A 24191-nucleotide genomic window follows, 5' to 3' on the forward strand; every position below is an offset into this window, starting at 1 on the left:
AGGCGCTGAGCCCTAGCCATAGCGACCGGTGATGTAGTCTTCGGTCTGTTTCTTCGCCGGGTTGGTGAACAGGGTGTCGGTATCACCAAACTCGACCAGTTTGCCCATGTACATGAACGCGGTGTAGTCCGATACCCGTGCAGCCTGTTGCATGTTGTGGGTGACGATCACGATGGTGTACTTGGATTTCAGTTCGTAGATCAGCTCTTCGACCTTCAGCGTGGAGATCGGGTCGAGTGCCGAACACGGTTCGTCGAGCAGCAAGACTTCCGGCTCAACGGCGATGGTACGGGCAATCACCAGACGCTGCTGCTGACCACCGGACAAACCCAGCGCCGACTCATGCAGGCGATCCTTGACCTCATCCCACAGTGCTGCGCCCTTGAGCGCCCACTCAACGGCCTCGTCGAGCACACGCTTCTTGTTGATGCCCTGAATACGCAGGCCGTAGACCACGTTCTCATAGATGGTCTTGGGGAACGGGTTCGGCTTCTGGAACACCATGCCGACGCGACGACGCAGCTCGGCGACATCCTCGCCCTTGCGGTAGATGTTGTTGCCATACAGGTTGATCGCGCCTTCGACACGGCAACCGTCGACCAGATCGTTCATCCGGTTGAAGGTTCGCAGCAGGGTCGACTTGCCGCAACCGGACGGGCCGATGAAGGCAGTAACGCGCTGCTTGGGAATATTCATGCTGACGTCAAACAGTGCCTGCTTTTCGCCGTAGTACAGGCTCAAACCCGGCACTTCGATGGCCACGGTTTCTTCCGCCAGGCGCAGGCTCTGCTTGTCGCGACCCAGGGCCGACATATCGATGCCGTGGGCGTGGGATTCATGCTGCATGGTTAGACTCCATACGCTATCAATTTCGTTTCATCGAACCGCCCGGCGACCGGGCGGCACTTGCAATTCAGGGGGCTGTCGATCAGCTGTCCAGCGCCTTGTACTTCTCGCGCAGGTGGTTACGGATCCACACCGCCGAAAGGTTGAGGGTGGCGATCACCAGCACCAGCAACAGGGCGGTGGCGTACACCAGCGGCCGCGCGGCCTCGACGTTCGGGCTCTGGAAGCCCACGTCATAGATGTGGAAGCCCAGGTGCATGATCTTCTGGTCCAGGTGCAGGTACGGGTAGTTACCGTCCACTGGCAACGACGGCGCCAGTTTCACCACACCTACCAGCATCAGCGGCGCCACCTCACCGGCGGCACGCGCAACGGCGAGGATCATGCCGGTCATCATCGCCGGGCTGGCCATTGGCAGAACGATCTTCCACAGCGTTTCGGCCTTGGTCGCACCGAGGGCCAACGAGCCCTCACGCACGGTACGCGGGATACGCGCCAGGCCTTCTTCGGTAGCCACGATCACCACCGGCACGGCCAGCAGGGCCAGGGTCAGCGAGGCCCACAGCAGGCCTGGAGTACCCAAGGTTGGCGCCGGCAGGGCTTCGGGGAAGAACAGCCGGTCGATCGAGCCACCCAGCACGTAGACGAAGAAGCCCAAGCCGAACACACCGTAGACGATCGCCGGAACACCCGCCAGGTTGTTCACCGCAATACGGATCAAGCGCGTGACCGGGCCCTGACGTGCATATTCACGCAGGTACACCGCCGCCAGTACGCCGAACGGCGTGACGATCACGGCCATGATCAGGGTCATCATCACCGTACCGAAGATCGCCGGGAAGATCCCGCCCTCAGTGTTGGCTTCACGCGGGTCGTCGCTCAAAAACTCCCAGACCTTTGCGAAGTAGGTGCCCAGCTTGGTAAAGGTACCCATGCCGTTTGGCTGATAGGCATGCACCACCTTGTCCAGGTTGATCTCTACTTCGCGACCATTACCATCACGGGCAACCAGACTGTCGCGGCTGAACTCGCGATGCAGCGCGCCCAAGCGGTCCTCAACGGCCTTGTAGCGGCTGTCCAGCTCGGCGCGCTCGGCGTCCATGTCCGCCTGAGCAGCGGCGTCCAGCTTGCCGTCAAGCTCAAGTTTACGGCTGTGAAGGCGCAGGCGCTCCAGGCCATGGTTGATCGCACCGATGTCTTTCTTCTCAAGGGTCTGCAGGTCGCCGGCCAGTTTGCTGGCACGCTTGAGGCGCGCTTGCAGCTCGCCCCAGGCCGCTTGACCTTCGGCGACAACCTTGCCGTTTTCCTTGACGCTGACCAGGTAGCCGTAGAAGTTACCCCACTCGCGGCGTTCCAGAGCGATCAGTTCGGCGGGGGTGGTTTGATCCACCAGCCAGTCACCGACCACCCAGGTGAAGTCGCTGCCATTGAGGTCGCGATTACCGACCTTGATCAGCTCGCGGGTCATGAACTCCGGGCCGTTGTCCGGCACCGGCAGACCGGCGCCCTTCAAACGCGCCAGCGGCACCTCTTCCTTCTGTACCACTTCACCGATGACCACATGATCAGCCTGGCCCGGCACCTTATAGGTAGCCTGGATCAGGTCGGCCGGCCAGAAGTGGCCTAGGCCACGCACGGCGATCACCGCCAGCAGGCCCACGGTCATGATCACCGCAATGGCGACCGCGCCACCGCTGATCCAGACGCCAGGGGCGCCGCTCTTGAACCAGCTTTTGAGGGAATCCTTTTTCACGGATCTCTACCTTCCTATCAAAGCGACGAGTATTTCTTGCGCAGACGCTGGCGAATCAGCTCGGCCAAGGTGTTCATCACGAAGGTGAACATCAGCAGTACCAGCGCGGCGAGGAACAGCACGCGGTAATGGCTGCCACCGACTTCCGATTCCGGCATCTCCACCGCGACGTTGGCCGCCAGGGTGCGCATACCTTCAAACAGGTTCAGTTCCATGACCGGGGTGTTACCCGTGGCCATCAGCACGATCATGGTTTCACCGACCGCACGGCCCATACCGATCATCAGCGCCGAGAAGATCCCCGGGCTGGCGGTCAGGATGACCACACGGGTCAGGGTCTGCCACGGCGTGGCGCCCAGCGCCAAGGAACCCAGGGTCAGGCTGCGTGGCACGCTGAACACGGCGTCTTCGGCAATCGAGTAGATGTTCGGGATCACCGCGAAGCCCATGGCGATACCAACTACCAGGGCGTTGCGCTGGTCGTAGGTGATGCCCAGGTCGTTGCTGATCCAAAGGCGCATGTCGCCGCCGAACCACCAGGTTTCGATGAACGGACTCATGTACAGGGCGAACCAGCCGGTGAACAGGATCACCGGGATCAGGATCGCTGCTTCCCAGCCATCTGGCACACGCAGGCGCAGCGATTCCGGCAGGCGGCTCCAGGCGAAGCCGGCCAGCAGGATGCCGATCGGCATCAGCAGGAAGAGGCTGAAGACACCCGGCAGGTGGCCTTCAAGGTACGGTGCGAGGAACAGGCCGGCGAAGAAGCCGAGGATCACCGTCGGCATCGCTTCCATCAGCTCAATCACCGGCTTGACCTTGCGGCGCATGCCTGGGGCCATGAAGTAGGCGGTGTAAATCGCTGCGGCAATAGCCAAGGGTGCCGCCAGGATCATCGCATAGAACGCGGCCTTGAGGGTACCGAAGGTCAGTGGCGAAAGGCTCAACTTAGGCTCGAAGTCGGTGTTCGAAGCAGTCGACTGCCAGACGTACTTGGGCTCGTCGTAGTTCTCGTACCAGACCTTGCTCCACAGCGCGCTCCAGGATACTTCCGGGTGCGGGTTCTTCAGGCTCAAGGGCAGCAGCTTGCCGCCTTCTTCGATGAAGATGCGGTTGGCCCGCGGCGACAGGGCGAGGATGCCTGCGCCCTCGGCAGCAGGCTCGACCAGCAGGGTGCGGTGCGCGGTGCTGTGGAACACGCCGAGCTTGCCCGAGCTGTCCAGGGCGATGAAGCCTTTGCGGCGATCTTCGGCGTCTATCTGGACTACGGGTGCAGTGCCCATCTGGAAGCTACGAATCAGCTTGAAGCGCTGCTCGCCATCCGGATCGCGGGCCATGAACCACTGGCTCAGGCCACCCTTGGAGTCACCGAAGACCAGCGATATACCGCCGACCAGTTGGGCACTGGCAGTGATCTCGGCCTGGCCATCGTCGAGCAGCTTGTAGCGACCATTAAGACTCTTGTCGCGCAGGCTGAACACATCGGCCTGGGCGCGACCGTTAACCACATACAACCATTGCTGACGCGGGTCGATGAAGATCGCCTTCACCGGCTCGGTCATCTGCGGCAGGTCGATGCGGTTCTGCTCGCTGGTGACCTCACCGGTCATCATGTTCTCTTCGCGAGTCAGCTGGGTCACCAGCAGTTGCGAGCCGTGCGAGCCTGCCACCGTTATGGTCTCGCCGTTGACGTTGACGCTGACGTGCTCAAGTGCGCGGCCCTGCTCGTCGAGCACGAACGGCTCTTGGCCATACGGGAAGTCGATGCCAGGGGTGATGGTCTTCTTGTTGTCCGGATAGGTGATCTTGTAGGCGTGGTGGAATACCACGGCCTGACCGTTGGACAAGCCCAGCACGATCAGCGAGCTACCCGGCTGGTCGGTACTGATCGAAGTCACCTGGGTGCCGGCCGGCACGGGCAGGTCGACGCGGTTGATTTCAGCACCGGTCTTGGTGTCGAAGAACAGCGCCTGGCCCTTGTCGGACACACGCATACCGACGAGGTTTTGCTCCTCAAGAGCAATCATCAGCGGTTTGCCGGCATCCTGCTGCAGCCAGGTCGGCTCCATGGCTTTCTTACTGGTCAGCTCGGCGCCCTGAAACAGTGGCAGCACGACATAAGCCAGATAGAAAAAGATCAGGGTGATCGCCGCCAGCACGGCAAGCCCGCCTACCAGTACATACCAGCGGGTCAGGCGATCCTTGAACGCACGCATCTTGCGCTTGCGTTGCAACTCGGGCGCATTGAAATCAATCCGCACGGGGGGAGAATTTTGGGTCATGGTGGAGTTGGCCAGATCATTCATGCGCACACCCTAGCGGTCCCGTATTACAAAAACATGACAGCGCATTGACGCAAAAAAGCCCGCCGCTCAGGAGTTCTGGCTTCGGACCGGGAATGGGTGGGAGGGCTAGCCGTAGGCCAGCCCTCACCGGGGTCTCACTTACTTCTTGGCAACGTTACCGTTGTGCGACAGACCGAGATCCGCCATGGCCTTGTCGACCACTTTCTTCGGCAGCGGGATGTAACCATCTTTCACTACGACCTGCTGGCCAGCTTGCGACAGGACCAGCTTGATGAACTCGGCGTCCAGCGGGGCCAGAGGCTTGTTCGGGGCCTTGTTGACGTAAACGTAGAGGAAGCGCGACAGCGGGTAGGTGCCGTTCAGGGCGTTGCTTTCGTTGTCTTCAACGAACTCGCCGCCTTCTTTCTTGGCCAGGGCTACAGTCTTGACGCTGGCGGTTTTGTAGCCGATGCCCGAGTAACCGATGCCGTTCAGCGAGCTGCTGATCGACTGCACGACCGAAGCCGAGCCTGGCTGTTCGTTGACGTTAGGCTTGAAGTCGCCTTTGCACAGGGCTTCTTCCTTGAAGTAGCCGTAGGTGCCGGACACCGAGTTACGACCGAACAACTGAACCGGCTTGTTGGCCAGGTCGCCGGTCACACCCAGGTCACCCCAGGTTTTGACATCGTTCTTGCCACCGCACAGGCGAGTCGACGAGAAGATCGCATCGACCTGAGCCATGGTCAGACCCTTGATCGGGTTGTCCTTGTGCACGAAGACAGCCAGGGCATCAACAGCAACCGGGATTGCGGTTGGCTTGTAGCCATACTTCTGCTCGAACGCCTGCAACTCGACGTCCTTCATCTTGCGGCTCATCGGGCCCAGGTTAGCGGTGCCTTCAGTCAGTGCAGGCGGTGCGGTGGAGGAACCGGCAGCCTGAATCTGAATGTTCACGTTCGGGTATTCTTTTTTGTAGGCTTCAGCCCACAGGGTCATCAGGTTGGCCAGGGTATCGGAACCGACGCTGGAGAGGTTGCCCGACACGCCTGTGGTTTTGACGTAAGTCGGAATAGCAGGGTCAACAGCGGCAACCGCATTAGCGGTGGCAACGCCAGCGGCGGCAAACGTCAGGGCCGCCATCAAACGCTTCAGTTTCATGCCTTGCTCCTAGCAGGAATTGGGGTTGAGATGAATCGGGCCCCAGTATCTGCAGGGCGTATGACCACTCTATGAAGTGAATATGACAATTAGATGAATGGCCATCACCGCTCAGGCAGGAAGGCCTTTTCAAAATGTAACGACTGCTGGGCTAGAGCGCTTTCAGCGCTTCGTTGCCAGTAAATAGCAACCCACTAGCAGACCAATGGTGCAAATACCGGCCACGTAATAGGACGGGCCCATGGGGCTGAGCTTGAGCAGATAGGTCACGACCATCGGCGTCAGGCCACCAAAAATGGCGTACGCCAGGTTGTAGGAGAAGGACAGGCCACTGAACCGCACCACAGGCGGAAACGCCCGTACCATCACATAAGGCACTGCACCGACGATGCCGACGCACAACCCGGTCAGTGCATACATCGGAAACAGCCACTCGGGATGGGTCGCCAGGCTGTGATAAAACGCCCATGAGCTGGCCAGCAGGCACAGGCTGCCCACCACGAACACCCGCCCGGCACCGAAGCGATCAGCGAGCATGCCGGCGGCGACACAGCCGAAGCTGAGCAGGACAATGGCCAGGCTATTGGCCTGCAGCGCAACGGTCATGGGAATACCGTAGACCGTCTCCAGCACGGTCGGGGTCATCAGGATCACCACGATGATGCCCGCCGACAGCAGCCAGGTCAGCAACATCGACAGGATGATGGCACTGCGGTGATCACGCAGCACCGCACGCAGCGGCACTTCTTCGGCCAACGCCTGGCGCGCCTTCATCTCGGCGAACACCGGGGTTTCGTGCAACCAGCGACGCAGATAGACCGAAAACAGACCAAACACACCCCCCAGCAGGAACGGAATCCGCCAAGCGTAGTCAGACAGTTCCTGCTCACTGTAGAGGCTGCTAATGAGGGTAGCCACCAGCGAGCCGAGCAGAATGCCGGAGGTAAGCCCCGCCGTGAGGGTGCCGCAGGCATAGCCGGTATTGCGTGCCGGGACATGCTCGGAGACGAACACCCAGGCGCCTGGGACTTCGCCACCGATGGCCGCGCCCTGGATCACCCGCATCAACAACAGCAGGATCGGCGCCCACATGCCAATCTGCGCGTAGGTCGGGAGCAAGCCCATGATCAGTGTCGGCACAGACATCATGAAGATGCTCAGGGTGAACATCTTCTTGCGCCCCAACAGGTCACCGAAGTGTGCCATGACGATACCGCCCAGTGGGCGTGCCAGGTAGCCGGCAGCAAAGATGCCGAAGGTCTGCATCAGGCGCAGCCATTCAGGCATGTCGGCGGGGAAGAACAAGTGGCCGACCACTTTGGCGAAGAACACAAAGATAATGAAGTCGTAGAACTCCAGCGCACCACCCAGGGCGGAAAGCGACAAGGTCTTGTAGTCACTGCGAGTCAGCGGCCGCGAGGGCTGCGCGATACTGGTGGGCACGGAGGTCATCGACGCGTCTCTTATTGATGGTTAAAGCGGCAACAGCGCTGGTTGCAGCCAGGGAAAAATGTTGGATCCGAGGCAATTTGCTTGAAAACGTACAGGATGTACACATTCACGACAGATAATGGTGACCGTATGGTCGTCGCTGCACGCGAGGCTCTATATACTGGCCCCATGCAGGAAAAGGCTACGCCTTATGGAGGATGTTGTGCGAAAGCGCCGCTGAATATACTTAGTCGGTTTCGCAGAGTTTCCTTTCGCCGCCTGGCTAAAGCGAACGCAGCGTAGCGTGCGTATGCTGAATCGTTTGTCGAGGCGTCCACACTGCGCTAACCAATGAAGCGTCACGGGTCAGAGGCTACCCCGGCATGATTGAACTCGAACAAGAAGATCCTATCCCGCAAGGCGACCTGGCCCTGCAAATCACTGCATTGCCACGTGAAACCAACGGTTTCGGCGATATCTATGGCGGCTGGCTGGTCGCCCAGATGGACCTCGCCGGCACGGCCATGGCCAGCCGTGTTGCAGGAGGCCGCGTGGCTACCGTCGCAATTGATCGCATGGCCTTCCTGGTGCCTGTCGCCGTCGGCGCACAACTGTCCTTCTATACCCAGACCCTGGAGATCGGCCGCAGCTCGATCCAGATGATGGTCGAAGTGTGGAGCGATGATCCGCTGTCCAGCGAATGGCGCAAGGTCACCGAAGCGGTGTTCGTCTTCGTTGCCATCGACGGCAGCGGTCGCACCCGCTCGGTTCCACCTCGTCGCTGAGCGGCTGGCGCGGTACACTCGGCGGTAGACGAGAGGTCAACGACCTTACGGCAACCGAACGAGATCAGACGCATGTCCACACCCAAGGTAGAGTCGGAAAAACACGGCGAGCTCAACTGCTGGCGCATCACCAGCGACAGCGCTGAGCTACTGATCGCCCAGCAGGGTGCCCAGGTGCTGAGCTACCAACGGGTTGGCGAGCCGCCGCTGCTGTGGTTGAGCGACCAGGCCCTGTTCAAGCAGGGCAAGTCGGTACGCGCAGGCGTGCCGGTATGCTGGCCCTGGTTTGGCAACCTGGCGCGCAACCCGCAAAGCGTGCAGGCCATGTACCAGGCCAGTGAAGCGCCCGCCCACGGCCTGGCACGCGGGCGCGACTGGCAACTGTTGGGCATCGACAGCAGCAGCACTGAGTTGCGTATCGACTTCACCCTGCCGCAAGCCCTGGGCAACCTGCCCGGCTGGCCGCATACCGTCGCGCTAAACCTGAGCATCGTCATGGGCGAGCAACTCAGCCTGACCCTGAGCAGCGAAAACCTGGGTAGCGACCCTGTCACCATCAGCCAGGCGCTGCACAGCTACTTCGCTGTCAGTGATGTACGTCAGGTTCGGGTCGAGGGCGTGGCCGGGCTGAACTACATCGAAACGCTGGCCAACTGGGAGCAACGCAACCAACAGGGTGACCTGGGTTTTGCCGGGGAAACCGACCGTATCTACCTGCAAGCGCCTGAGCAACTGAGCATTGTCGACCCGGCCTGGAACCGTCGCATCCTGTTGCGCAGCAGTGGCTCGCGCTCGGCCGTCATCTGGAACCCCTGGACCGACCGCGCCGCCGAGCTGATCGACATGGCCAACGATGGCTGGCAGCGCATGCTGTGCATAGAGACGGCGAATGTCTGGGACGATCTGGTGCAACTGGCACCAGGCGCCCGTCACACCTTGAGCCTGAGTATCGGCAGCGAGCCGCTCTAAACCCGGACTACTGTGGGCGTTGGCTTGCCAACGCCATCAAAGGTCAGCGTCCGTCACCACCCGCACCTGCCCGGCGTCCAGCGCATAGGCTGCGTCCGCCAGGTCGTTGCTGACCTTCTCGACCTTCAACGTGCCAGTGACCCATAACGGCGTGTAGATATCGTCCAGTTTCAAGCCTTTGGGGTAGCGCACCAGTACCAACTGGTTCGGTGGCGGTGGCGGCACGTGAATGCAGGCACCTGGGTAGGGCACCAGGAAAAACAAGGTGCTTTTGCCTTTGGCATCGGTTTCCAGAGGTACCGGATAGCCACCCAGGCGGATGTGCTTGCCGTTCATGGACGCAACGGTCTTGCTCGAGTACATCACCGCTGGCAGTCCCTTGCTTTGCTTCAAGCCGCCCTTGTTGCTGAACGTGCCATTGGCTTCGGGAGAGTTGTGGTCAATTTCGGGCATTTCCTCAAGCGCCTTCTGGTCCGACTTGGGCATCAGCTCCAACCAGTCGGTTTCCGGCAACTCGGCATGGGCCAGGCCACTGCAAAACAGGAGAGCACACAGGAAAATACGGCGCATGAAAAACTCGGCAACAAGGGGAACGTAAGTTGCCGAGCATTCTAGCCTGACGTCAGTTCTTTTTGATGAAACCGAAGATCAGCAGCAGCACAATCGCACCGACCAGCGCGCCGAAAAAACCTGCCCCCTCGCCAGCATGGTAGATCCCCAAGGCCTGGCCACCATAGGTGGCAGCCACGGATCCACAGATGCCGAGCACAATCGTCATGATCCAGCCCATGTTGTCGTCGCCTGGCTTGAGGAAGCGTGCCAGCAGACCCACGACCAGGCCGATGAAGATAGTTCCAATGATGCCCATGGCGATCCCTCTGAAGTGCGTGCATTGGCCAAAGCCTAGTCAGCGCTTTGGCATCCTGCCATCAGAGGGACGCGGGAGCAGGAAGGTTCCGCTCAGGCGGAAATCAATGCTTCAACCTGCTGGATTTTCTGCTCGAGCGTGGCCTTGTCGGCACAACGCAGGGTGGCGTGGCCAACCTTGCGCCCGGCCTTGAAGGCTTTGCCGTAGTGATGCAGATGGCAGTCGTCGATAGCGATGACCTGCTCCACCGCCGGCACTTCGCCGATGAAGTTGAGCATGGCGCTTTCGCCGACCTTGTCGGTCGAACCCAGCGGCAGGCCCGCAACGGCGCGCAGGTGGTTCTCGAACTGGCTGCACTCGGCGCCTTCGATGGTCCAGTGCCCGGAGTTGTGAACCCGCGGCGCGATTTCGTTGGCTTTCAGGCCGCCATCCACCTCGAAGAACTCGAACGCCAGCACACCCACGTAGTCGAGGTGCTTCAGCACACGCCCGGCGTAGTCTTGCGCCAACGCCTGCAGTGGATGCTCGCTGCTGGCAACCGACAAGCGCAAGATGCCGCTCTCGTGAGTGTTGTGGACCAGCGGGTAGAAACGGGTTTCACCGTCACGGGCGCGCACGGCGATCAACGAGACTTCGCCAGTAAATGGCACAAAGCCTTCCAACAGGCACGGCACGCTACCCAGCTCGGCGAAAGTACCCACTACATCGGCTGCAGTTCGCAGTACTTTCTGGCCTTTTCCGTCATAACCCAAGGTACGGGTTTTCAGCACTGCAGGCAGGCCGATGCTGGCCACCGCGGCGTCTAGGTCAGCTTGCGACTGGATATCGGCGAAGGACGGGGTTGGAATACCCAGGTCCTTGAACATGCTCTTCTCGAACCAGCGATCACGCGCAATACGCAGGGATTCGGCGCTTGGGTAAACCGGTACGAACTGCGACAGAAAGGCGACGGTTTCGGCTGGCACGCTTTCGAACTCGAACGTTACCAGATCGACTTCGTCGGCCAATTGGCGCAAGTGGTCCTGGTCACCGTAATCGGCGCGCAGGTGCTCGCCCAACGACGCAGCACAGGCGTCCGGTGCAGGGTCAAGGAAAGCGAAATTCATGCCCAGCGGAGTGCCTGCCAGGGCCAACATGCGGCCCAACTGGCCGCCACCGATTACACCGATTTTCATGCTCGTGACCTCAGGCCTGGCGTGGATCTGGATTGTCCAGAACGCTGTCTGTCTGCTCGGCGCGGAACTGCTTCAGCACGGCGTGGAAATGAGGGTGCTTGGCCCCCAGGATGCTCGCTGAAAGCAACGCGGCATTGATCGCACCGGCCTTGCCGATAGCCAGGGTTGCCACCGGAATACCGGCGGGCATCTGCACGATCGACAGCAACGAGTCGACACCCGAGAGCATCGAGGACTGCACAGGCACACCCAAAACCGGCAGGTGAGTCTTGGCAGCGCACATGCCCGGCAGGTGGGCTGCGCCCCCTGCACCGGCGATGATCACCTCGATGCCACGGCCCTCAGCTTCTTCGGCATACTGGAACAGCAGGTCCGGCGTGCGATGGGCGGAGACCACCTTCACTTCGTAGGGAATGCCGAGTTTTTCCAGCATATCGGCGGTGTGGCTAAGGGTGGACCAATCGGACTTGGAGCCCATGATCACGCCAACCAGTGCACTCATCGTCGAGCCTCTTCTCTTGGGCGCCTTCAGGCGCGTCAAAAAACAACAAGCCACGCGGGACGACCGGCGTGGCTTGTTATGCGAATTCATTGGCAGGTGGGACCAGCCAAGGGCCGCGCAGTATACCGTAAAGCAGCCAGAAGAAAGCCCCCTTGCCGACCATTAGTCAGTGCAGCAAGGGCGCATTGCTTTTGTACCCGGTATTACTCTACCGATGCGAGAAAATCGGCCATACGGCTGCGATTGACGTCAGAGAATCTGTAGTCCTTCGCATAGAGCGGATTGTTGGCTTCATGCATGTAGGTTTGTGTTGGCGGGATGCCAAACGTCACTTCCGCATGCTCATGCGAAGCGTTGAATGTATGGCCCAGTTCATGGGCGATATGCTGGTAACCCTGAACGGACGCCAGGAAAAAATTCCCGCCAACCTGGGCCATGCCATGCCATGCACGCTGCTGGAGATCCCGTCCTGGGTGATGAGCCCATAACGATAGTTGTGGCGGTAGGACAGATCGTTCTCCTGGGCAAACGTTGCTCCGCGCGAGGCGAACTCATCGAGACTCGATCGCTCGCTGCCCAGTTCGGTCTTGTAACTGAAGTCGGTCACACCTGGGATGGCATAGTGAAGCTCGACAATGATTTCACGCTGGAATACCTGCTCCAGCTCATACATCAAGTCCTTCAGATAGTCGCGGTAGATGATCGGTCGATAGCCTTCATCGAGATCATCGTGGCAGAACAGGTAGATGAACACGGGCTTTTTCTCGTACTTGTCAAAGTCCCCGTACTTTTCGTAAAGATCGTATTTTTTATAGAGCATTCCGAAATCCTTTCAGAAGAGTGCGCCCGTCCTAATGACAGGCGCGGCGTGAAGAAGCCGTCGACATAACCTACAAGTCATGCCAGCGCCCGGCATTCAGCCATCGCCTCTTCATCGTGTAGCGCTTGCAGCTAAACGGTGTAGGAAGCCCACAAAGACATCAGTTTGCCGCAGCCTGCTCCAGCTTGCGCCAGAGCAATCGAACATTGGCCTTGCGCACCAGCGCGCAGCGATACACGCGGATCTCCAGTGGCACGTGCCACTGGCTGCCACCACAAATCACCAGTTCCCCCCGTTCCAACTCAGCCCTTACCGATAGCCGTGGCACCCAGGCGATACCGAGCCCCTCCAGCGCCATGCTCTTGAGGCTGTCGGCCATGGCCGTCTCGTAGACTGTGGTGAAGCGCAGGTTGCGCTGACGCAACAACAGGTTCACCGAGCGCCCGAGGAATGCCCCGGCGCTGTACGCCAGCAACGGCACACTGCCCTCGCCTTCGAGGTCGAACAGCGGCTTGCCGTCCGCGTCCGCCGCGCAGACTGGGAGCATCTCGGTATGCCCCAAGTGCAGCGACGGGAAGATTTCCGCATCCATCTGCAGCGCGGCATCCGGGTCATAGAACGCCAACATCAGATCGCAACCCCCTTCACGCAAGGCATGCACCGCATCGCCAACGTTAGTTGCAACCAAACGTGTCGCGATATTGAGCCCATCGTTGCGTAATTGGGCGATCCAGCGCGGGAAAAAGCCCAGTGCCAGAGAGTGCGCCGCGGACACCTGAATGACCTCGCCCTGCCCACCTTCGAGGTGATGCAAATGGCGCAGTACCTCGCCCAACTGATCGACCACAGTACGCGCCGTCACCAGAAACAACTGGCCAGCAGCCGTCAACTCAATGGGTGTACGCGAACGGTTGACCAGGGTCAGACCCAACGCCGCCTCCAGGCTGCGAATACGCCGGCTGAAGGCCGGCTGGGTCACGAAACGGCGCTCGGCCGCTTGCGAAAAGCTCCGGGTAGCGGCCAGCGCACTGAAGTCTTCCAGCCATTTACTTTCAAGGTTCATCAAGGGTCTCCAGGCATGCACCAAAATGGCACACGCTCGAATAGCTGTTGGCGTCACATCGACCATTATGCCGTTTGTGCATAGGTTAGCGTGCAACAGCATTGGCCGCAAAACTCCCGCAGACCTAGGATTGGCGCCATTCCGGCATGTGCCGGGCCAAACTCGAGATGATATCTATCATGTCCGCTGCTGCATCGTTCCGTGTTGAAAAAGACCTGCTTGGCACCCTCGAAGTCCCTGCTGATGCCTACTACGGCATCCAGACCCTGCGTGCTGCCAACAACTTCCACCTCTCCGGCGTACCGCTGTCGCACTACCCTAAGCTGGTCGTGGCCCTGGCCATGGTCAAACAGGCTGCTGCTGACGCCAACCGCGAGCTGGGCCACCTGAACGATACCAAGCACGCTGCCATCAGCGAGGCTTGCGCCCGTCTGATCCGTGGCGACTACCACGAGCAGTTCGTGGTGGACATGATCCAGGGCGGTGCTGGCACTTCGACCAACATGAACGCCAACGAAGTCATCGCCAACATCGCACTTGAGGCCATGGGCCATCAAAAGGGTGAGTACAAGTACCTGCACCCGAACAACGATGTGAACATGGCGCAGTCGACCAACGACGCCTACCCGACCGCAATCCGTCTGGGCCTGCTGCTCGGTCACGATGCCCTGCTGGCCAGCCTCGACAGCCTGATCCAGGCCTTCGCTGCCAAGGGTGAAGAGTTCAACCACGTACTGAAGATGGGCCGTACCCAGCTGCAGGACGCGGTACCGATGACCCTCGGCCAGGAATTCCGTGCCTTTGCCACCACCCTGACCGAAGACCTCAACCGCCTGCGCACCCTGGCGCCGGAAGTCCTGACAGAAGTCAACCTGGGCGGTACCGCCATCGGTACCGGCATCAACGCCGACCCAGGCTACCAGCACCTGGCCGTACAGCGCCTGGCAGAAATCAGCGGCCAACCGCTGGTACCGGCTGCCGACCTGATCGAAGCTACCTCGGACATGGGCGCCTTCGTCTTGTTCTCCGGCATGCTCAAGCGCACTGCGGTCAAGCTGTCGAAGATCTGTAATGACCTGCGTCTGCTGTCCAGCGGCCCACGCACCGGCATCAACGAAATCAACCTGCCAGCACGCCAGCCGGGCAGCTCGATCATGCCAGGCAAGGTCAACCCGGTGATCCCGGAAGCCGTCAACCAGGTGGCCTTCGCCATCATCGGTAACGATCTGGCCCTGACCATTGCAGCCGAAGGCGGCCAACTGCAGCTGAACGTGATGGAACCGCTGATCGCCTACAAGATCTTCGATTCGATCCGCCTGCTGCAACGCGCCATGGACATGCTGCGCGAGCACTGCATCGTCGACATCACTGCCAACGAGCAGCGCTGCCGTGAACTGGTAGAGCACTCGATCGGCCTGGTCACTGCCCTGAACCCGTACATCGGCTACGAAAACGCCACCCGTATCGCCCGTATTGCGCTGGAAAGCGGCCGCGGCGTACTGGAACTGGTGCGCGAAGAAGGCTTGCTCGACGACGCCATGCTCGACGACATCCTGCGCCCGGAAAACATGATTGCACCGCGTCTGGTACCGCTGAAGGCTTAACCCTCAGTACCTCACGCAAACCGCTCACCAGGTCGAGGGACTAGACACCTCTCACCTTTTGAGGGCCTGGAGCCGAATGCTCCAGGCCCTTTTTTTTGCCTGCGATTTCATCTACAGCTTTTACCCTGCTGACGCAGACAAGGCTCCCGACGATGGCGTACTGTGATCTGCTTCTAACAAGACTGACCACGGAGACAGGCGAATGAACCCCGTTACCGCGCATCCCGCTCGAAATATCATGGTGCTCTACACCGGTGGCACCATCGGCATGCAGGCCAGCGCCCACGGCCTGACGCCGGCCTCAGGCTTTGAACAACGGATGCGCGAACAACTGACGGGCCTGGCGTTGCCCCATTGGCAGTTTCGCGAACTGCTGCCGCTGATCGACAGCGCCAACATGACCCCGCAATACTGGCAGCGCCTGCGCGAAGCCATTATCGACGCGGTCGACAGCCAAGGCTGCGATGCCGTGCTGGTGCTACACGGTACCGACACCCTGGCCTACAGCGCGGCCGCCATGAGTTTCCAATTGCTGGGGTTGCCGGCACCGCTGCTGTTTACCGGCTCGATGCTGCCAGCCGGCGCCCCCGACAGCGATGCCGAAGAAAATATCGTTGGCGCTTTGCAGACACTGGCCGCCGGGCACGTATCGGGCGTGCAACTGTACTTCCACGGCGAGCTGCTTACGCCGACCCGCTGCGCCAAGGTCCGCAGCTATGGCCGCCATCCCTTTGCTACATTGAAACGCTTCGGTGGTGCAGCCAAGGCTGCATCGCTACCCGCCGAGCTGGACTACCGTCACGCCAAGCAAACCGCCCAGGTTGCGGTACTGCCACTGGTGCCCGGTTTTGCTGCCCAGCCACTGCTGGCGGTACTCGACAGTGGTGTTCAAGCCGTCATCCTGGAATGCTTCGGTAGCGGCACGGGCCCCTGCGATGACGTCGAGTTTCTTGCCAGCCTGAAGCTCGCCCAGACCCGCGGCATTGTGGTGGTGGCAATCACACAGTGTCACGAGGGCGGTGTCGACCTGAATGTCTATGAGGCCGGCAGTCGACTGCGTGAAGTGGGCGTAGTGTCTGGCGGCGGCATGACCCGCGAAGCAGCCTTCGGTAAATTGCAGGCCTTGCTGGGCGCGGGGCTGCCGGTGGACGAAGTACGTCGCCTGGTTGAACTCGATGTGTGCGGGGAACTGCGTTGAGTGCATCGTCAGGAAAAATAGACCTTGCTGGCAAAGGCGCCTTGAAGGCACATAAATTGCTGAGTTTCAGGCAGCCCTTTGTCGGATCTCAAACATGCTGCACTCGCACCTGACCACCCTCAATGCTGTGTCGCTCATGCTGAACGCCTTTCAGAGCGAAGGCCTGTGCAGCGAGAAATTACTTGTCGGCAGCGGTATCAGCCTGACCGACCTAAAGCGCTCAGACCCGCGCATCACCACCCGCCAGGAGATGCTGGTGTGTGCCAACGCCGTTGCTCTTCGTCGTGAAATCGGCCTGGAACTTGGGCCGCGCATGCATGTCTCGTCCTACGGCATGCTCGGTTACGCACTACTTTCCAGTGCCACCCTAGGTGACGCTTTACGATTGGCCCTGCGCTACCCCGCGCTGCTGGGAACACTTTTTCATCTGCGCCTGATCGAAGACGGCGACAAAATATGGCTCAGCGCCAGTGACTACCGCGAACAACCCCAACTGGCGGCGTTCAATGCCGAGTTGTGCATAGGATCGCTGAAAGTGATTTGCGACGACCTGTTAGGCTGCCCATTGCCGTTGCTCGGTGCGCGATTCGCCTATCCGCAACCCGACTACCATGAGCGTTACCGCCAGACGTTTTCCTGCCCATTGCATTTCGACGCCATCGATAATGCCTTTGCCTTCTGCGCTGACTGGCTGGCTCACCCCCTGCCACTGGCGGATGCCGTTACTCACAGGGCCATGGCCGAACGCTGTCGGCAGCAGAACCTGGAGTTTACCGGGCGCCAGGCCTGGCTCGGCCGAATTCGCCAGTTGCTACTGCAACAGCTCGATGCACCGCCCGGCCTTGAGGGTCTGGCCCGCCAGATGAACTGCTCTTCACGCACCTTGCGCCGCCACCTGCAAGAACTGGGCAGCAGCTACCAACAGTTGCTTGATGAGTTGCGCTTTGAACGCGCCAAACAACTACTGAGCGAAGACCAGATGCCGATCCATCGCATTGCCGAACTGCTCGGTTTCAGCGAGACCGCCAGTTTTCGCCACGCTTTCTTGCGCTGGAGTGGCGTGGCACCAAGTCATTTCCGCATCTGAATAGCCGTATAAAGGGCGAAATGCGGACAGTCAGGCTGGCCATATCGATCCCCTTTTGGCCGTATTCGACGTTCTCCACAGGCAACGTACCCATCAACAATGGGCCAAGCCAGTCAACGCGGAGAACAATAAATGCTGACGATCTATTCTGATGACCACCGCCTCCACCACGGCCGCTGCGAGCTGATCGACGGGCAACTGATGCCCTGCTTTGAAATGCCTTCACGCGCTGATCATGTGCTGGAGCGCATAAAAGTACGCGAAATAGGCCCAGTACAGGCACCACAAGACTTCGGCCGAGAACCGATACTACGGGTGCATACACCCGACTATCTCGCCTTTTTTGAGCATGCCTGGCAGCGTTGGAGCGATATGGGTCATACGGGAGACCTGCTGCCTTTCACCTGGCCCGCTCGCACATTGCGACAGGTCAAACCACGCGGCCTTTTGGGCGAGTTGGGCTATTACAGCTTTGACGCCGGCGCACCGATCACTGCAGGCACCTGGCAGGCTGCCTACAGTGCAGCTCAGGTTGCCCTGACTGCGCAAGCGGCTATCCAGGCCGGCGCGCACAGTGCCTTTGCCCTATGCCGACCGCCAGGACACCACGCAGCGAGCGATGTAATGGGCGGTTACTGCTACCTGAACAACGCTGCGATTGCCGCTCAGGCGTTCTTGGACCAGGGCCATGAGCGCGTGGCGATCCTTGACGTGGACTACCACCACGGCAACGGCACTCAGGAAATCTTCTACTCGCGCAGCGACGTGTTCTTTGCTTCGATCCACGGCCATCCACAGGCAGAGTTCCCCTTCTTCCTCGGCTATGCCGACGAGGAGGGCGACGGCGAAGGTGTTGGCTATAACGTCAACTACCCGCTGCCAGCCGGGAGCGACTGGGCGACCTGGAGCGCAGCACTGGAAATGGCCTGCCAGCGGATCGAGGCCCATGCTGCGCAGGTGCTGGTGATTTCATTGGGCGTCGACACCTTCAAGGACGATCCGATCTCGCAGTTCAAGCTGGACAGCCCCGATTACTTGCGCATGGGCGAGCGCATCGCGCGCTTGGGCATACCGACGCTGTTCGTCATGGAGGGCGGGTATGCCGTAGCGGAAATCGGTATCAACGCGGTGAACGTGCTGGAAGGTTTCGAACGCGCTCTACAGGAGGTACACCCATGATTCGACTCAAACGCCTACTCACCCCACTGCTCTGCAGCACACTACTCGCCAGCAGCCTTCAAGCCGCCGAGCAACGCACGCTACGGGTGTACAACTGGTTCGACTACATCACCCCGCAAACCTTGGACGGCTTCCGCAAGACAACCGAGAGCAAGCTGATCTACGACATTTTCGACACCAACGAAGCGTTGGAGGCCAAACTGCTGACCGGTAACTCCGGTTACGACGTGGTGGTACCGTCCAACGTGTTCCTGGCCAAGCAGATCGAAGCAGGGGTGTTCCAACCGCTGGATCGCAGCAAGTTGCCGAATTGGGAGCATCTGGACCCAAAACTGATGAAATTGATCGAGGCCAACGACCCCGGCAACCAATTCGCCGTGCCCTATATGTACGGCACCGTGCTAATCGGTTTCAATCCGGCCAAGGTCAAGGCAGTGCTCGGCGACAACGCCCCGGTGGACAGCTGGGACTTGATCTTCAAAGAAGAGAACATCGCCAAACTCAAGCAGTGTGGTGTCGCGCTGCTTGATTCACCGTCAGAGATCCTTCCACTGGCGCTGCAATACCTGGGACTGGAACCGAACAGTAGCGCGCCGGCCGACTACAAGAAAGCCGAGGATCTGATGCTGAAGATTCGTCCATACATTACCTACTTCCATTCTTCTAAATACATGGCCGATATCGCCAATGGAGACATCTGCGTAGCCGTCGGCTACTCGGGTAGCTTCTCTCAGGCAGCCAACCGCGCCAGGGAAGCGAAGAACGGTGTAATCGTGGACATGCGCTTGCCGAAGGAAGGCGCACCGATCTGGTTCGACATGCTGGCCATCCCCAAAGGTGCGGCCAACCCCGAAGATGCGCACGCTTTCATCAACTACTTGTTGCAACCAGAGGTCGTTGCACCGATCAGCGACTTCGTCGGCTACCCGAACCCAAACAAGGACGCTACAGAACGGGTCAATCCAGCCATCCGTAACAACCCGAACCTGTACCCGACCGAAGAGGCCATGGCGAAACTTTATGCACTGAAGCCACTGCCTCGCGATGCGGAACGGGCACGTACCCGGGCCTGGACCAAGATCAAGTCCGGCACCTGATCAGCGACGCCAGGCACGCCGCAGGCGTGCCAAGGCATCGGCGATCGCGGCTTCAGGCACCGCAGCAAAGCCCAGTACCAGGCCGGCGCGTTTATCCACAGGGGTGCTTGAGTCCTCCAGCCAGTAATCGCTCAGTGGATTCAGTTCAACCCCGACGGCCTCCGCGCGGGCGATCAGTTCACGTTCGCGTGCCAGGCTGTCCACATCGACTTTGACATGCAGGCCCGCCGCCACCTCAGGCATTGCCCCACAGCCGGGGATATCCACAGGCCACCCCGCCTTGAGCACATTGCGCCGACTCAACGCTGCCCGGCGCATACGACGGATATGCCGCTGAAAATGCCCCTGTGCCATGAACTGCGCCATCACCACCTGATTACCGATTTCCGAATGCCGCACCGCCAGTGCCCGACAGCGGGAAAATGCCTCAACCAATGGCGGCGGCACGACCAGATAACCCATGCGCAGGGCCGGAAAGGCGATCTTGCCGAAAGTACCGACATACAGCACACGGCCATGTGGGTCCAAGGCTGCCAAGGGCGCCAAGGGCGCACCGCTGTAGCGGTATTCGCCGTCATAATCGTCCTCGACAATCCAGCCATCGCTGCGTTCAGCCCAGGCCAGCAGCTCCAGACGCCGGGCCAGGCTCATGGTGACGCCCGTAGGGTACTGGTGTGAAGGCGTCACGTAGCTCAGGCGGCACTGGGGCAGTGCCGACAAGGCTGCGCAATCCATCCCTTCGTTATCTACCGCGACACCGAACACCCGTGCCCCGGCAAGCGCGAACGCATGCCCGGCAGCCCGGTACCCAGGGTTTTCCACAGCCACCCCATCGCCAGGCTCCAGCAACAACTGTGCACAAAGGCTGATCGCCTGCTGTGCGCCACTGGTGATCACAATTTGTTCAGCGCTGCAGGAAAGCCCCCGAGAACGACGCAGGTAGGTCGCAATCAGTTCGCGCAAAATCGGCTCGCCTGCTGGATCGCCGTACCCAAGCAGGGCCGGATCGGGCTTACGCCAGAAACCCGCTTGTAGCTTGGCCCACGTCTCGAAGGGGAATAGATCGAAAGCGGGCGCACCGACCCGGAATGCCCTCGGTGGCCCGCTTTTCGGTGCTGGCAAATGATGCTTTTCAAGCCGACTCAAAGGCCCAGTGTGGATAACTTTACTGGTTAGATGCTCAGTGCTTTCTGGCGATTTTGTGGATAAGGCTGTGGAAAAACCCCGGGATAACCCTGTGGATACATTTGTGGATAGTTTTGGCAACTGAGCAACATAGGTGCCGTCCCCTACCCGACTTTCAATAAAACCTTCGGCGTAAAGCTGGTCATAGGCACGCACCACACTGTTGCGCGACAGTGCCAATGCCTTGGCCAGGTCGCGACTGGCCGGTAAACGTGTACCGCTGCCCAGCCGCCCGTCCAGCACTCTGGCACGCAAGACTTGATACAACTGGCGACTCAACCCCAGACGCCGATCAAGTACGATACCCGTTGGATCAAAGGGCAATGACAGGGGCTGCTCGCGCACGGTATTGGACCTATAAAATCGATAGTGAATGGCTCTTACCATAGACCAATAGCCTGCCTAGGATGGCTGCATTCGCCAAGGACTATCGCCATGTATATACCCAGTGCGTTCCGGGACACAGATCTCGACAGCCTGCACCAGCAAATCGAACAGACTCGCCTTGCCGTTCTTGTCACACACGGCCAGCAGGGCTTGCAGGCGAGCCACCTGCCGTTGCTGTTGAAGCGCGACGAAGGCCCGAACGGCACACTCTACGGGCATCTGGCCAAAGCCAACCCCCAGTGGCAGGACCTGGCCACTGGCAGCGAAGCGCTGCTGATCTTCGCGGGAGCCGACGCCTATGTCAGCCCGAACTTCTACCCAAGCAAAGCCGTGGACGGTAAAGCCGTACCCACCTGGAATTACCTGGCGGTGCATGCCTACGGCTGCGCCGAGGTGTTTGACGACCCGCAACGCTTGCACCCATTGCTCGACAGCCTCAGTGAGCGCCATGAACGTGGCCGCCCCCAGCCCTGGTCGATCGACGACGCACCCGTCGACTATATCAATGGCATGCTCAAAGCGATTGTCGGCTTCGCCCTGCCGATTGAGCGTTTGCAAGGCAAACGCAAGACCAGCCAGAACCGCAACAGCGCCGACATTGAAGGCGTACGCAAAGGCCTGAGCGAGAGCCCAGACCCACTGGATAAACAATTGGCCGCCCTGATGCGCCAACCCTGAAGGAGCCTGAAATGCCCACCGTACAGATCCGCCCGGTCGAAGCCGACGACCATAGCGCCTGGCTGCCCCTGTGGCAGGCCTACCAGCGTTTCTACGAAACCCAGATTGATGAGCAGGTCAGCGCAGTGACCTGGCAACGCATGCTCGACCCCGCCGAACCCATTAATGCAGCACTGGCCTGGGTCGACGGCAAGGCCGTGGGCATGGTCCATTGGATCTATCATCGTTCCTGTTGGACCACGGAAAACTCATGCTACCTGCAAGACCTGCTGGTCGCTCAGGAGCAACGTGGCCAGGGCATTGGTCGGCAGTTGATCGAGTTCGTCTACGCGACTGCCAGCGCTGCGGGATGCGCCAAGGTCCACTGGCTGACCCACGAGACCAACACCACCGCCATCGCTCTCTACGAGCAGTTGGCCGAACGTCCGGGCTTCATTCAGTTCCGCAAACTGTTGTAATTCGAGGAGCCGTCCCATGAACACTCTGCTGAACTGGCACCCCGCCAAACTACCACCCGCCACCCCGTTGACCGGGCGTTTCATCCGCCTGGAGAAACTCAACCCGCGCCAGCACCGTGACGACCTCTGGGAAGTGTTCAATGGCCCCGATGCTGACGCTGCGCTATGGAGCTACCTGCCCTACGGCCCTTTCGAAGAGCGTGAGGCGTTCGACCACTGGCTCGACAGTAATGCCGCCACCAGTGACCCGCTGTTCTACACCGTCATTGACCTGCACAACGGCCAGGCCCAGGGCATTCTCAGCCTGATGTCGATAGTGCCAGCACACGGTCGCATCGAGATTGGCCATGTCGCCTTCGGCGCCGCCATGCAGCGCACACCGAAAGGTACCGAAGCCATCTACCTGCTGGGCAAGCTGGCCTTTGAGCTGGGAAACCGCCGCCTGGAGTGGAAGTGCAACGACGCCAATAGCCGTTCAAAACGGGCGGCTGAACGCTTTGGCTTCCACTATGAAGGGCTGTTTCGCAAGCATATGGTGGTCAAGGGACAGAACCGTGATACGGCCTGGTACTCGATCACCGACGATGAATGGCCTGCCATCGCTGCCGGTTTCGAGCGCTGGCTCGCGGCAGAAAACCAGCGCCCTGACGGTCAGCTCAGAACGCTGGAGGCGTGTCGCGAATCCGCCTGAAGGATCAGCGCAGGCGTTGCGCCAGGACGGCTATGTGCTCCGGGCCAATGCCACAGCAACCACCCAGGTGGCTTGCACCGCGCTGACGCCAATTTTCAGCCCAGTGCAGGTAGCCCGGCGGATCAAGGTCTTCGCGTAGCTCGTCCAGCCCATCGTTGGCGGTAGCGTCCTTGGGTTGCGGCGGGAACGCATTGGCGTAGGCGCCGATGGCAATCTGTACACCCAACCGCTCGAAGGTTTCGCGTGCGGCATCGATAGCCGCGCCGATGACTTCCGGCTGGCTGCAGTTGAACAGCAAGGTCTGCACACCCAGCTGTGCGGCTACTTCGGCAGCCTCACTGACGGGCTCGCCAGAGCGCAGACGTGGCAGGTCATCGACATCGTCGTCCTGCAGGGTGAAGGACAGCCAGAACGGCTTGCCATCGTTGGGCAGGCCGGCACGAATGGCCCGCGCTTCGACGATGGAGCTCTGGGTCTCGGCCAACCACAGGTCGACATGCTCAGCCAGGCCTTCAACCAACGGCGTCAGGACTTCGCTGACCCGAGCGGCATCGAACAGGTCGGGACGGTACGAGCCGAACAGGGGTGGCAATGAACCGGCAACCCGTACCGGCTGGCCACTGGCGTCCGCAGCAGCGCGGGCCAGTTGCCCGGCGGTCGAGGCCAAGGCCCGCCCTTCAGCGGCAAAGCGGGCCTCGCCGATGTGGAATGGCACCACGGCATAGCTGTTGCTGGTAATGACCCGCGCCCCGCTTTCGATGTAGGCCGCATGCACGGCCACCACAGCCTCCGGGGCCTCGCTCAAGGCCAGCGCCGACCATTCCGGTTGCCGAAAGGGCGCGCCACGGCGCTGCAGCTCACGGCCCATGCCACCATCGAGAATCACCACCGCACTTTCACCCATATAACGTCCACTTCTATGAATATAAATAAAACTTACTAGTAGAGTTTTTCTTATAACTATTTAATACG

At 60.2% G+C, this 24191-nt stretch carries 24 protein-coding genes; 10 read left to right on the top strand and 14 right to left on the bottom strand.

The window, feature by feature from the left end; translation table 11 throughout:
* Nucleotides 1-12: 12 nt before the first annotated feature.
* From pstB to CS390_RS24255, 5 genes are all read right to left on the bottom strand, one after another.
* Nucleotides 13-846, bottom strand: coding sequence for a phosphate ABC transporter ATP-binding protein PstB (pstB, locus tag CS390_RS24235; RefSeq protein ID WP_065758123.1), 834 nt, complete (start codon nt 844-846; stop codon nt 13-15).
* Between the two features lie 82 nt (nt 847-928).
* Nucleotides 929-2599 carry a phosphate ABC transporter permease PstA gene (gene pstA / locus CS390_RS24240; RefSeq protein WP_099776380.1) on the bottom strand — a complete coding sequence of 557 codons (1671 nt, stop codon included), beginning with the start codon at nt 2597-2599 and terminating at the stop codon, nt 929-931.
* Between the two features lie 17 nt (nt 2600-2616).
* Nucleotides 2617-4905, bottom strand: coding sequence for an ABC transporter permease subunit (locus CS390_RS24245; protein WP_099776381.1), 2289 nt, complete (start codon nt 4903-4905; stop codon nt 2617-2619).
* Between the two features lie 138 nt (nt 4906-5043).
* A complete protein-coding gene (locus tag CS390_RS24250) occupies nt 5044-6042 on the bottom strand; it encodes a phosphate ABC transporter substrate-binding protein PstS (protein ID WP_099776383.1) in 999 nt (332 codons plus the stop codon).
* A 162-nt stretch (nt 6043-6204) separates the two neighbouring features.
* The gene (locus CS390_RS24255) at nt 6205-7494 is read right to left on the bottom strand and encodes an MFS transporter (RefSeq protein WP_065758119.1); all 1290 of its coding nucleotides are present in this window, start codon (nt 7492-7494) and stop codon (nt 6205-6207) included.
* 362 nt (nt 7495-7856) lie between these two features.
* Here CS390_RS24255 and CS390_RS24260 point away from each other — a divergent pair, with 362 nt between their 5' ends.
* Together CS390_RS24260 and CS390_RS24265 are read left to right on the top strand one after the other, a co-directional pair.
* Nucleotides 7857-8258 (top strand): acyl-CoA thioesterase, encoded by a 402-nt coding sequence (locus tag CS390_RS24260; protein WP_065758118.1) that lies wholly within the window; start codon nt 7857-7859, stop codon nt 8256-8258.
* Between the two features lie 72 nt (nt 8259-8330).
* Nucleotides 8331-9227, top strand: a complete 897-nt coding sequence (locus tag CS390_RS24265) for a D-hexose-6-phosphate mutarotase (protein ID WP_065758117.1) — start codon at nt 8331-8333, stop codon at nt 9225-9227.
* A 36-nt stretch (nt 9228-9263) separates the two neighbouring features.
* On the opposite strand, the gene CS390_RS24270 is transcribed toward CS390_RS24265, so the two are convergent.
* The 7 genes from CS390_RS24270 to CS390_RS24295 all read right to left on the bottom strand — a co-directional run bounded on the left by CS390_RS24270 (nt 9264) and on the right by CS390_RS24295 (nt 13655).
* Entirely contained in the window at nt 9264-9797 is a 534-nt protein-coding gene (locus tag CS390_RS24270) for a DUF3299 domain-containing protein (protein WP_099776385.1), read from the bottom strand.
* Between the two features lie 52 nt (nt 9798-9849).
* Nucleotides 9850-10095, bottom strand: coding sequence for a GlsB/YeaQ/YmgE family stress response membrane protein (locus CS390_RS24275; RefSeq protein WP_065758115.1), 246 nt, complete (start codon nt 10093-10095; stop codon nt 9850-9852).
* Between the two features lie 92 nt (nt 10096-10187).
* The gene (locus CS390_RS24280; RefSeq protein ID WP_065758114.1) at nt 10188-11270 is read right to left on the bottom strand and encodes a 5-(carboxyamino)imidazole ribonucleotide synthase; all 1083 of its coding nucleotides are present in this window, start codon (nt 11268-11270) and stop codon (nt 10188-10190) included.
* A gap of 10 nt (nt 11271-11280) precedes the next feature.
* The gene (gene purE / locus CS390_RS24285; protein ID WP_099776387.1) at nt 11281-11772 is read right to left on the bottom strand and encodes a 5-(carboxyamino)imidazole ribonucleotide mutase; all 492 of its coding nucleotides are present in this window, start codon (nt 11770-11772) and stop codon (nt 11281-11283) included.
* A 203-nt stretch (nt 11773-11975) separates the two neighbouring features.
* On the bottom strand, nt 11976-12209 hold the full coding sequence (locus tag CS390_RS25790) for a reprolysin-like metallopeptidase (protein ID WP_157767168.1): 234 nt from the start codon (nt 12207-12209) through the stop codon (nt 11976-11978).
* Nucleotides 12101-12592 carry a hypothetical protein gene (locus tag CS390_RS24290; protein WP_099776388.1) on the bottom strand — a complete coding sequence of 164 codons (492 nt, stop codon included), beginning with the start codon at nt 12590-12592 and terminating at the stop codon, nt 12101-12103. Before CS390_RS24290 ends, CS390_RS25790 begins: the two co-directional genes overlap by 109 nt.
* A 160-nt stretch (nt 12593-12752) precedes the next feature.
* Nucleotides 12753-13655 carry a LysR substrate-binding domain-containing protein gene (locus CS390_RS24295; protein WP_099776390.1) on the bottom strand — a complete coding sequence of 301 codons (903 nt, stop codon included), beginning with the start codon at nt 13653-13655 and terminating at the stop codon, nt 12753-12755.
* Nucleotides 13656-13834: 179 nt separating this feature from the next.
* Here CS390_RS24295 and aspA point away from each other — a divergent pair, with 179 nt between their 5' ends.
* The 5 genes from aspA (at nt 13835) to CS390_RS24320 (ending at nt 19820) form a co-directional block, all read left to right on the top strand.
* Entirely contained in the window at nt 13835-15259 is a 1425-nt protein-coding gene (gene aspA, locus CS390_RS24300; protein ID WP_065758110.1) for an aspartate ammonia-lyase, read from the top strand.
* A 202-nt stretch (nt 15260-15461) separates the two neighbouring features.
* Nucleotides 15462-16457, top strand: a complete 996-nt coding sequence (locus CS390_RS24305) for an asparaginase (protein WP_099776392.1) — start codon at nt 15462-15464, stop codon at nt 16455-16457.
* Nucleotides 16458-16551: 94 nt separating this feature from the next.
* The gene (locus tag CS390_RS24310; RefSeq protein WP_065758108.1) at nt 16552-17544 is read left to right on the top strand and encodes an AraC family transcriptional regulator; all 993 of its coding nucleotides are present in this window, start codon (nt 16552-16554) and stop codon (nt 17542-17544) included.
* 132 nt (nt 17545-17676) lie between these two features.
* On the top strand, nt 17677-18723 hold the full coding sequence (locus CS390_RS24315) for a histone deacetylase family protein (protein ID WP_065758107.1): 1047 nt from the start codon (nt 17677-17679) through the stop codon (nt 18721-18723).
* Nucleotides 18720-19820 carry a polyamine ABC transporter substrate-binding protein gene (locus tag CS390_RS24320; protein ID WP_099776394.1) on the top strand — a complete coding sequence of 367 codons (1101 nt, stop codon included), beginning with the start codon at nt 18720-18722 and terminating at the stop codon, nt 19818-19820. The genes CS390_RS24315 and CS390_RS24320 overlap by 4 nt, the downstream gene beginning before the upstream one ends.
* Here the strand turns inward: CS390_RS24320 and CS390_RS24325 are convergent, their stop codons facing one another.
* Nucleotides 19821-21350: a PLP-dependent aminotransferase family protein gene (locus CS390_RS24325; protein WP_099776396.1), complete on the bottom strand. Its 1530-nt coding sequence runs from the start codon at nt 21348-21350 to the stop codon at nt 19821-19823. It abuts the gene before it with no gap.
* Between the two features lie 90 nt (nt 21351-21440).
* Here CS390_RS24325 and CS390_RS24330 point away from each other — a divergent pair, with 90 nt between their 5' ends.
* From CS390_RS24330 to CS390_RS24340, 3 genes are read left to right on the top strand one after another with little or no spacing between them, the layout of a single operon-like run.
* On the top strand, nt 21441-22070 hold the full coding sequence (locus tag CS390_RS24330) for an FMN-binding negative transcriptional regulator (RefSeq protein ID WP_099776397.1): 630 nt from the start codon (nt 21441-21443) through the stop codon (nt 22068-22070).
* A gap of 11 nt (nt 22071-22081) precedes the next feature.
* On the top strand, nt 22082-22528 hold the full coding sequence (locus CS390_RS24335; RefSeq protein WP_099776399.1) for a GNAT family N-acetyltransferase: 447 nt from the start codon (nt 22082-22084) through the stop codon (nt 22526-22528).
* Nucleotides 22529-22544: 16 nt separating this feature from the next.
* The gene (locus tag CS390_RS24340; RefSeq protein ID WP_099776401.1) at nt 22545-23219 is read left to right on the top strand and encodes a GNAT family N-acetyltransferase; all 675 of its coding nucleotides are present in this window, start codon (nt 22545-22547) and stop codon (nt 23217-23219) included.
* 4 nt (nt 23220-23223) lie between these two features.
* Here the strand turns inward: CS390_RS24340 and CS390_RS24345 are convergent, their stop codons facing one another.
* The gene (locus tag CS390_RS24345) at nt 23224-24123 is read right to left on the bottom strand and encodes a homocysteine S-methyltransferase family protein (RefSeq protein WP_099776403.1); all 900 of its coding nucleotides are present in this window, start codon (nt 24121-24123) and stop codon (nt 23224-23226) included.
* Between the last annotated feature and the right edge of the window lie 68 nt (nt 24124-24191).

It is taken from the genome of Pseudomonas sp. HLS-6 (genome assembly GCF_002753995.1).
GTDB classification, from domain to species: domain Bacteria; phylum Pseudomonadota; class Gammaproteobacteria; order Pseudomonadales; family Pseudomonadaceae; genus Aquipseudomonas; species Aquipseudomonas defluvii.

Bases quoted from the DNA above. Each gene is read 5' to 3' on its own strand.
- pstB (WP_065758123.1), bottom strand. From the start codon at position 846: ATGCAGCATGAATCCCACGCCCACGGCATCGATATGTCGGCCCTGGGT.
- CS390_RS24245 (WP_099776381.1), bottom strand. From the start codon at position 4,905: ATGAATGATCTGGCCAACTCCACCATGACCCAAAATTCTCCCCCCGTG.
- CS390_RS24250 (WP_099776383.1), bottom strand. From the start codon at position 6,042: ATGAAACTGAAGCGTTTGATGGCGGCCCTGACGTTTGCCGCCGCTGGC.
- CS390_RS24255 (WP_065758119.1), bottom strand. From the start codon at position 7,494: ATGACCTCCGTGCCCACCAGTATCGCGCAGCCCTCGCGGCCGCTGACT.
- CS390_RS24260 (WP_065758118.1), top strand. From the start codon at position 7,857: ATGATTGAACTCGAACAAGAAGATCCTATCCCGCAAGGCGACCTGGCC.
- CS390_RS24265 (WP_065758117.1), top strand. From the start codon at position 8,331: ATGTCCACACCCAAGGTAGAGTCGGAAAAACACGGCGAGCTCAACTGC.
- CS390_RS24270 (WP_099776385.1), bottom strand. From the start codon at position 9,797: ATGCGCCGTATTTTCCTGTGTGCTCTCCTGTTTTGCAGTGGCCTGGCC.
- CS390_RS24275 (WP_065758115.1), bottom strand. From the start codon at position 10,095: ATGGGCATCATTGGAACTATCTTCATCGGCCTGGTCGTGGGTCTGCTG.
- CS390_RS24280 (WP_065758114.1), bottom strand. From the start codon at position 11,270: ATGAAAATCGGTGTAATCGGTGGCGGCCAGTTGGGCCGCATGTTGGCC.
- purE (WP_099776387.1), bottom strand. From the start codon at position 11,772: ATGAGTGCACTGGTTGGCGTGATCATGGGCTCCAAGTCCGATTGGTCC.
- CS390_RS25790 (WP_157767168.1), bottom strand. From the start codon at position 12,209: ATGGCCCAGGTTGGCGGGAATTTTTTCCTGGCGTCCGTTCAGGGTTAC.
- CS390_RS24290 (WP_099776388.1), bottom strand. From the start codon at position 12,592: ATGCTCTATAAAAAATACGATCTTTACGAAAAGTACGGGGACTTTGAC.
- CS390_RS24295 (WP_099776390.1), bottom strand. From the start codon at position 13,655: ATGAACCTTGAAAGTAAATGGCTGGAAGACTTCAGTGCGCTGGCCGCT.
- aspA (WP_065758110.1), top strand. From the start codon at position 13,835: ATGTCCGCTGCTGCATCGTTCCGTGTTGAAAAAGACCTGCTTGGCACC.
- CS390_RS24305 (WP_099776392.1), top strand. From the start codon at position 15,462: ATGAACCCCGTTACCGCGCATCCCGCTCGAAATATCATGGTGCTCTAC.
- CS390_RS24310 (WP_065758108.1), top strand. From the start codon at position 16,552: ATGCTGCACTCGCACCTGACCACCCTCAATGCTGTGTCGCTCATGCTG.
- CS390_RS24315 (WP_065758107.1), top strand. From the start codon at position 17,677: ATGCTGACGATCTATTCTGATGACCACCGCCTCCACCACGGCCGCTGC.
- CS390_RS24320 (WP_099776394.1), top strand. From the start codon at position 18,720: ATGATTCGACTCAAACGCCTACTCACCCCACTGCTCTGCAGCACACTA.
- CS390_RS24330 (WP_099776397.1), top strand. From the start codon at position 21,441: ATGTATATACCCAGTGCGTTCCGGGACACAGATCTCGACAGCCTGCAC.
- CS390_RS24335 (WP_099776399.1), top strand. From the start codon at position 22,082: ATGCCCACCGTACAGATCCGCCCGGTCGAAGCCGACGACCATAGCGCC.
- CS390_RS24340 (WP_099776401.1), top strand. From the start codon at position 22,545: ATGAACACTCTGCTGAACTGGCACCCCGCCAAACTACCACCCGCCACC.
- CS390_RS24345 (WP_099776403.1), bottom strand. From the start codon at position 24,123: ATGGGTGAAAGTGCGGTGGTGATTCTCGATGGTGGCATGGGCCGTGAG.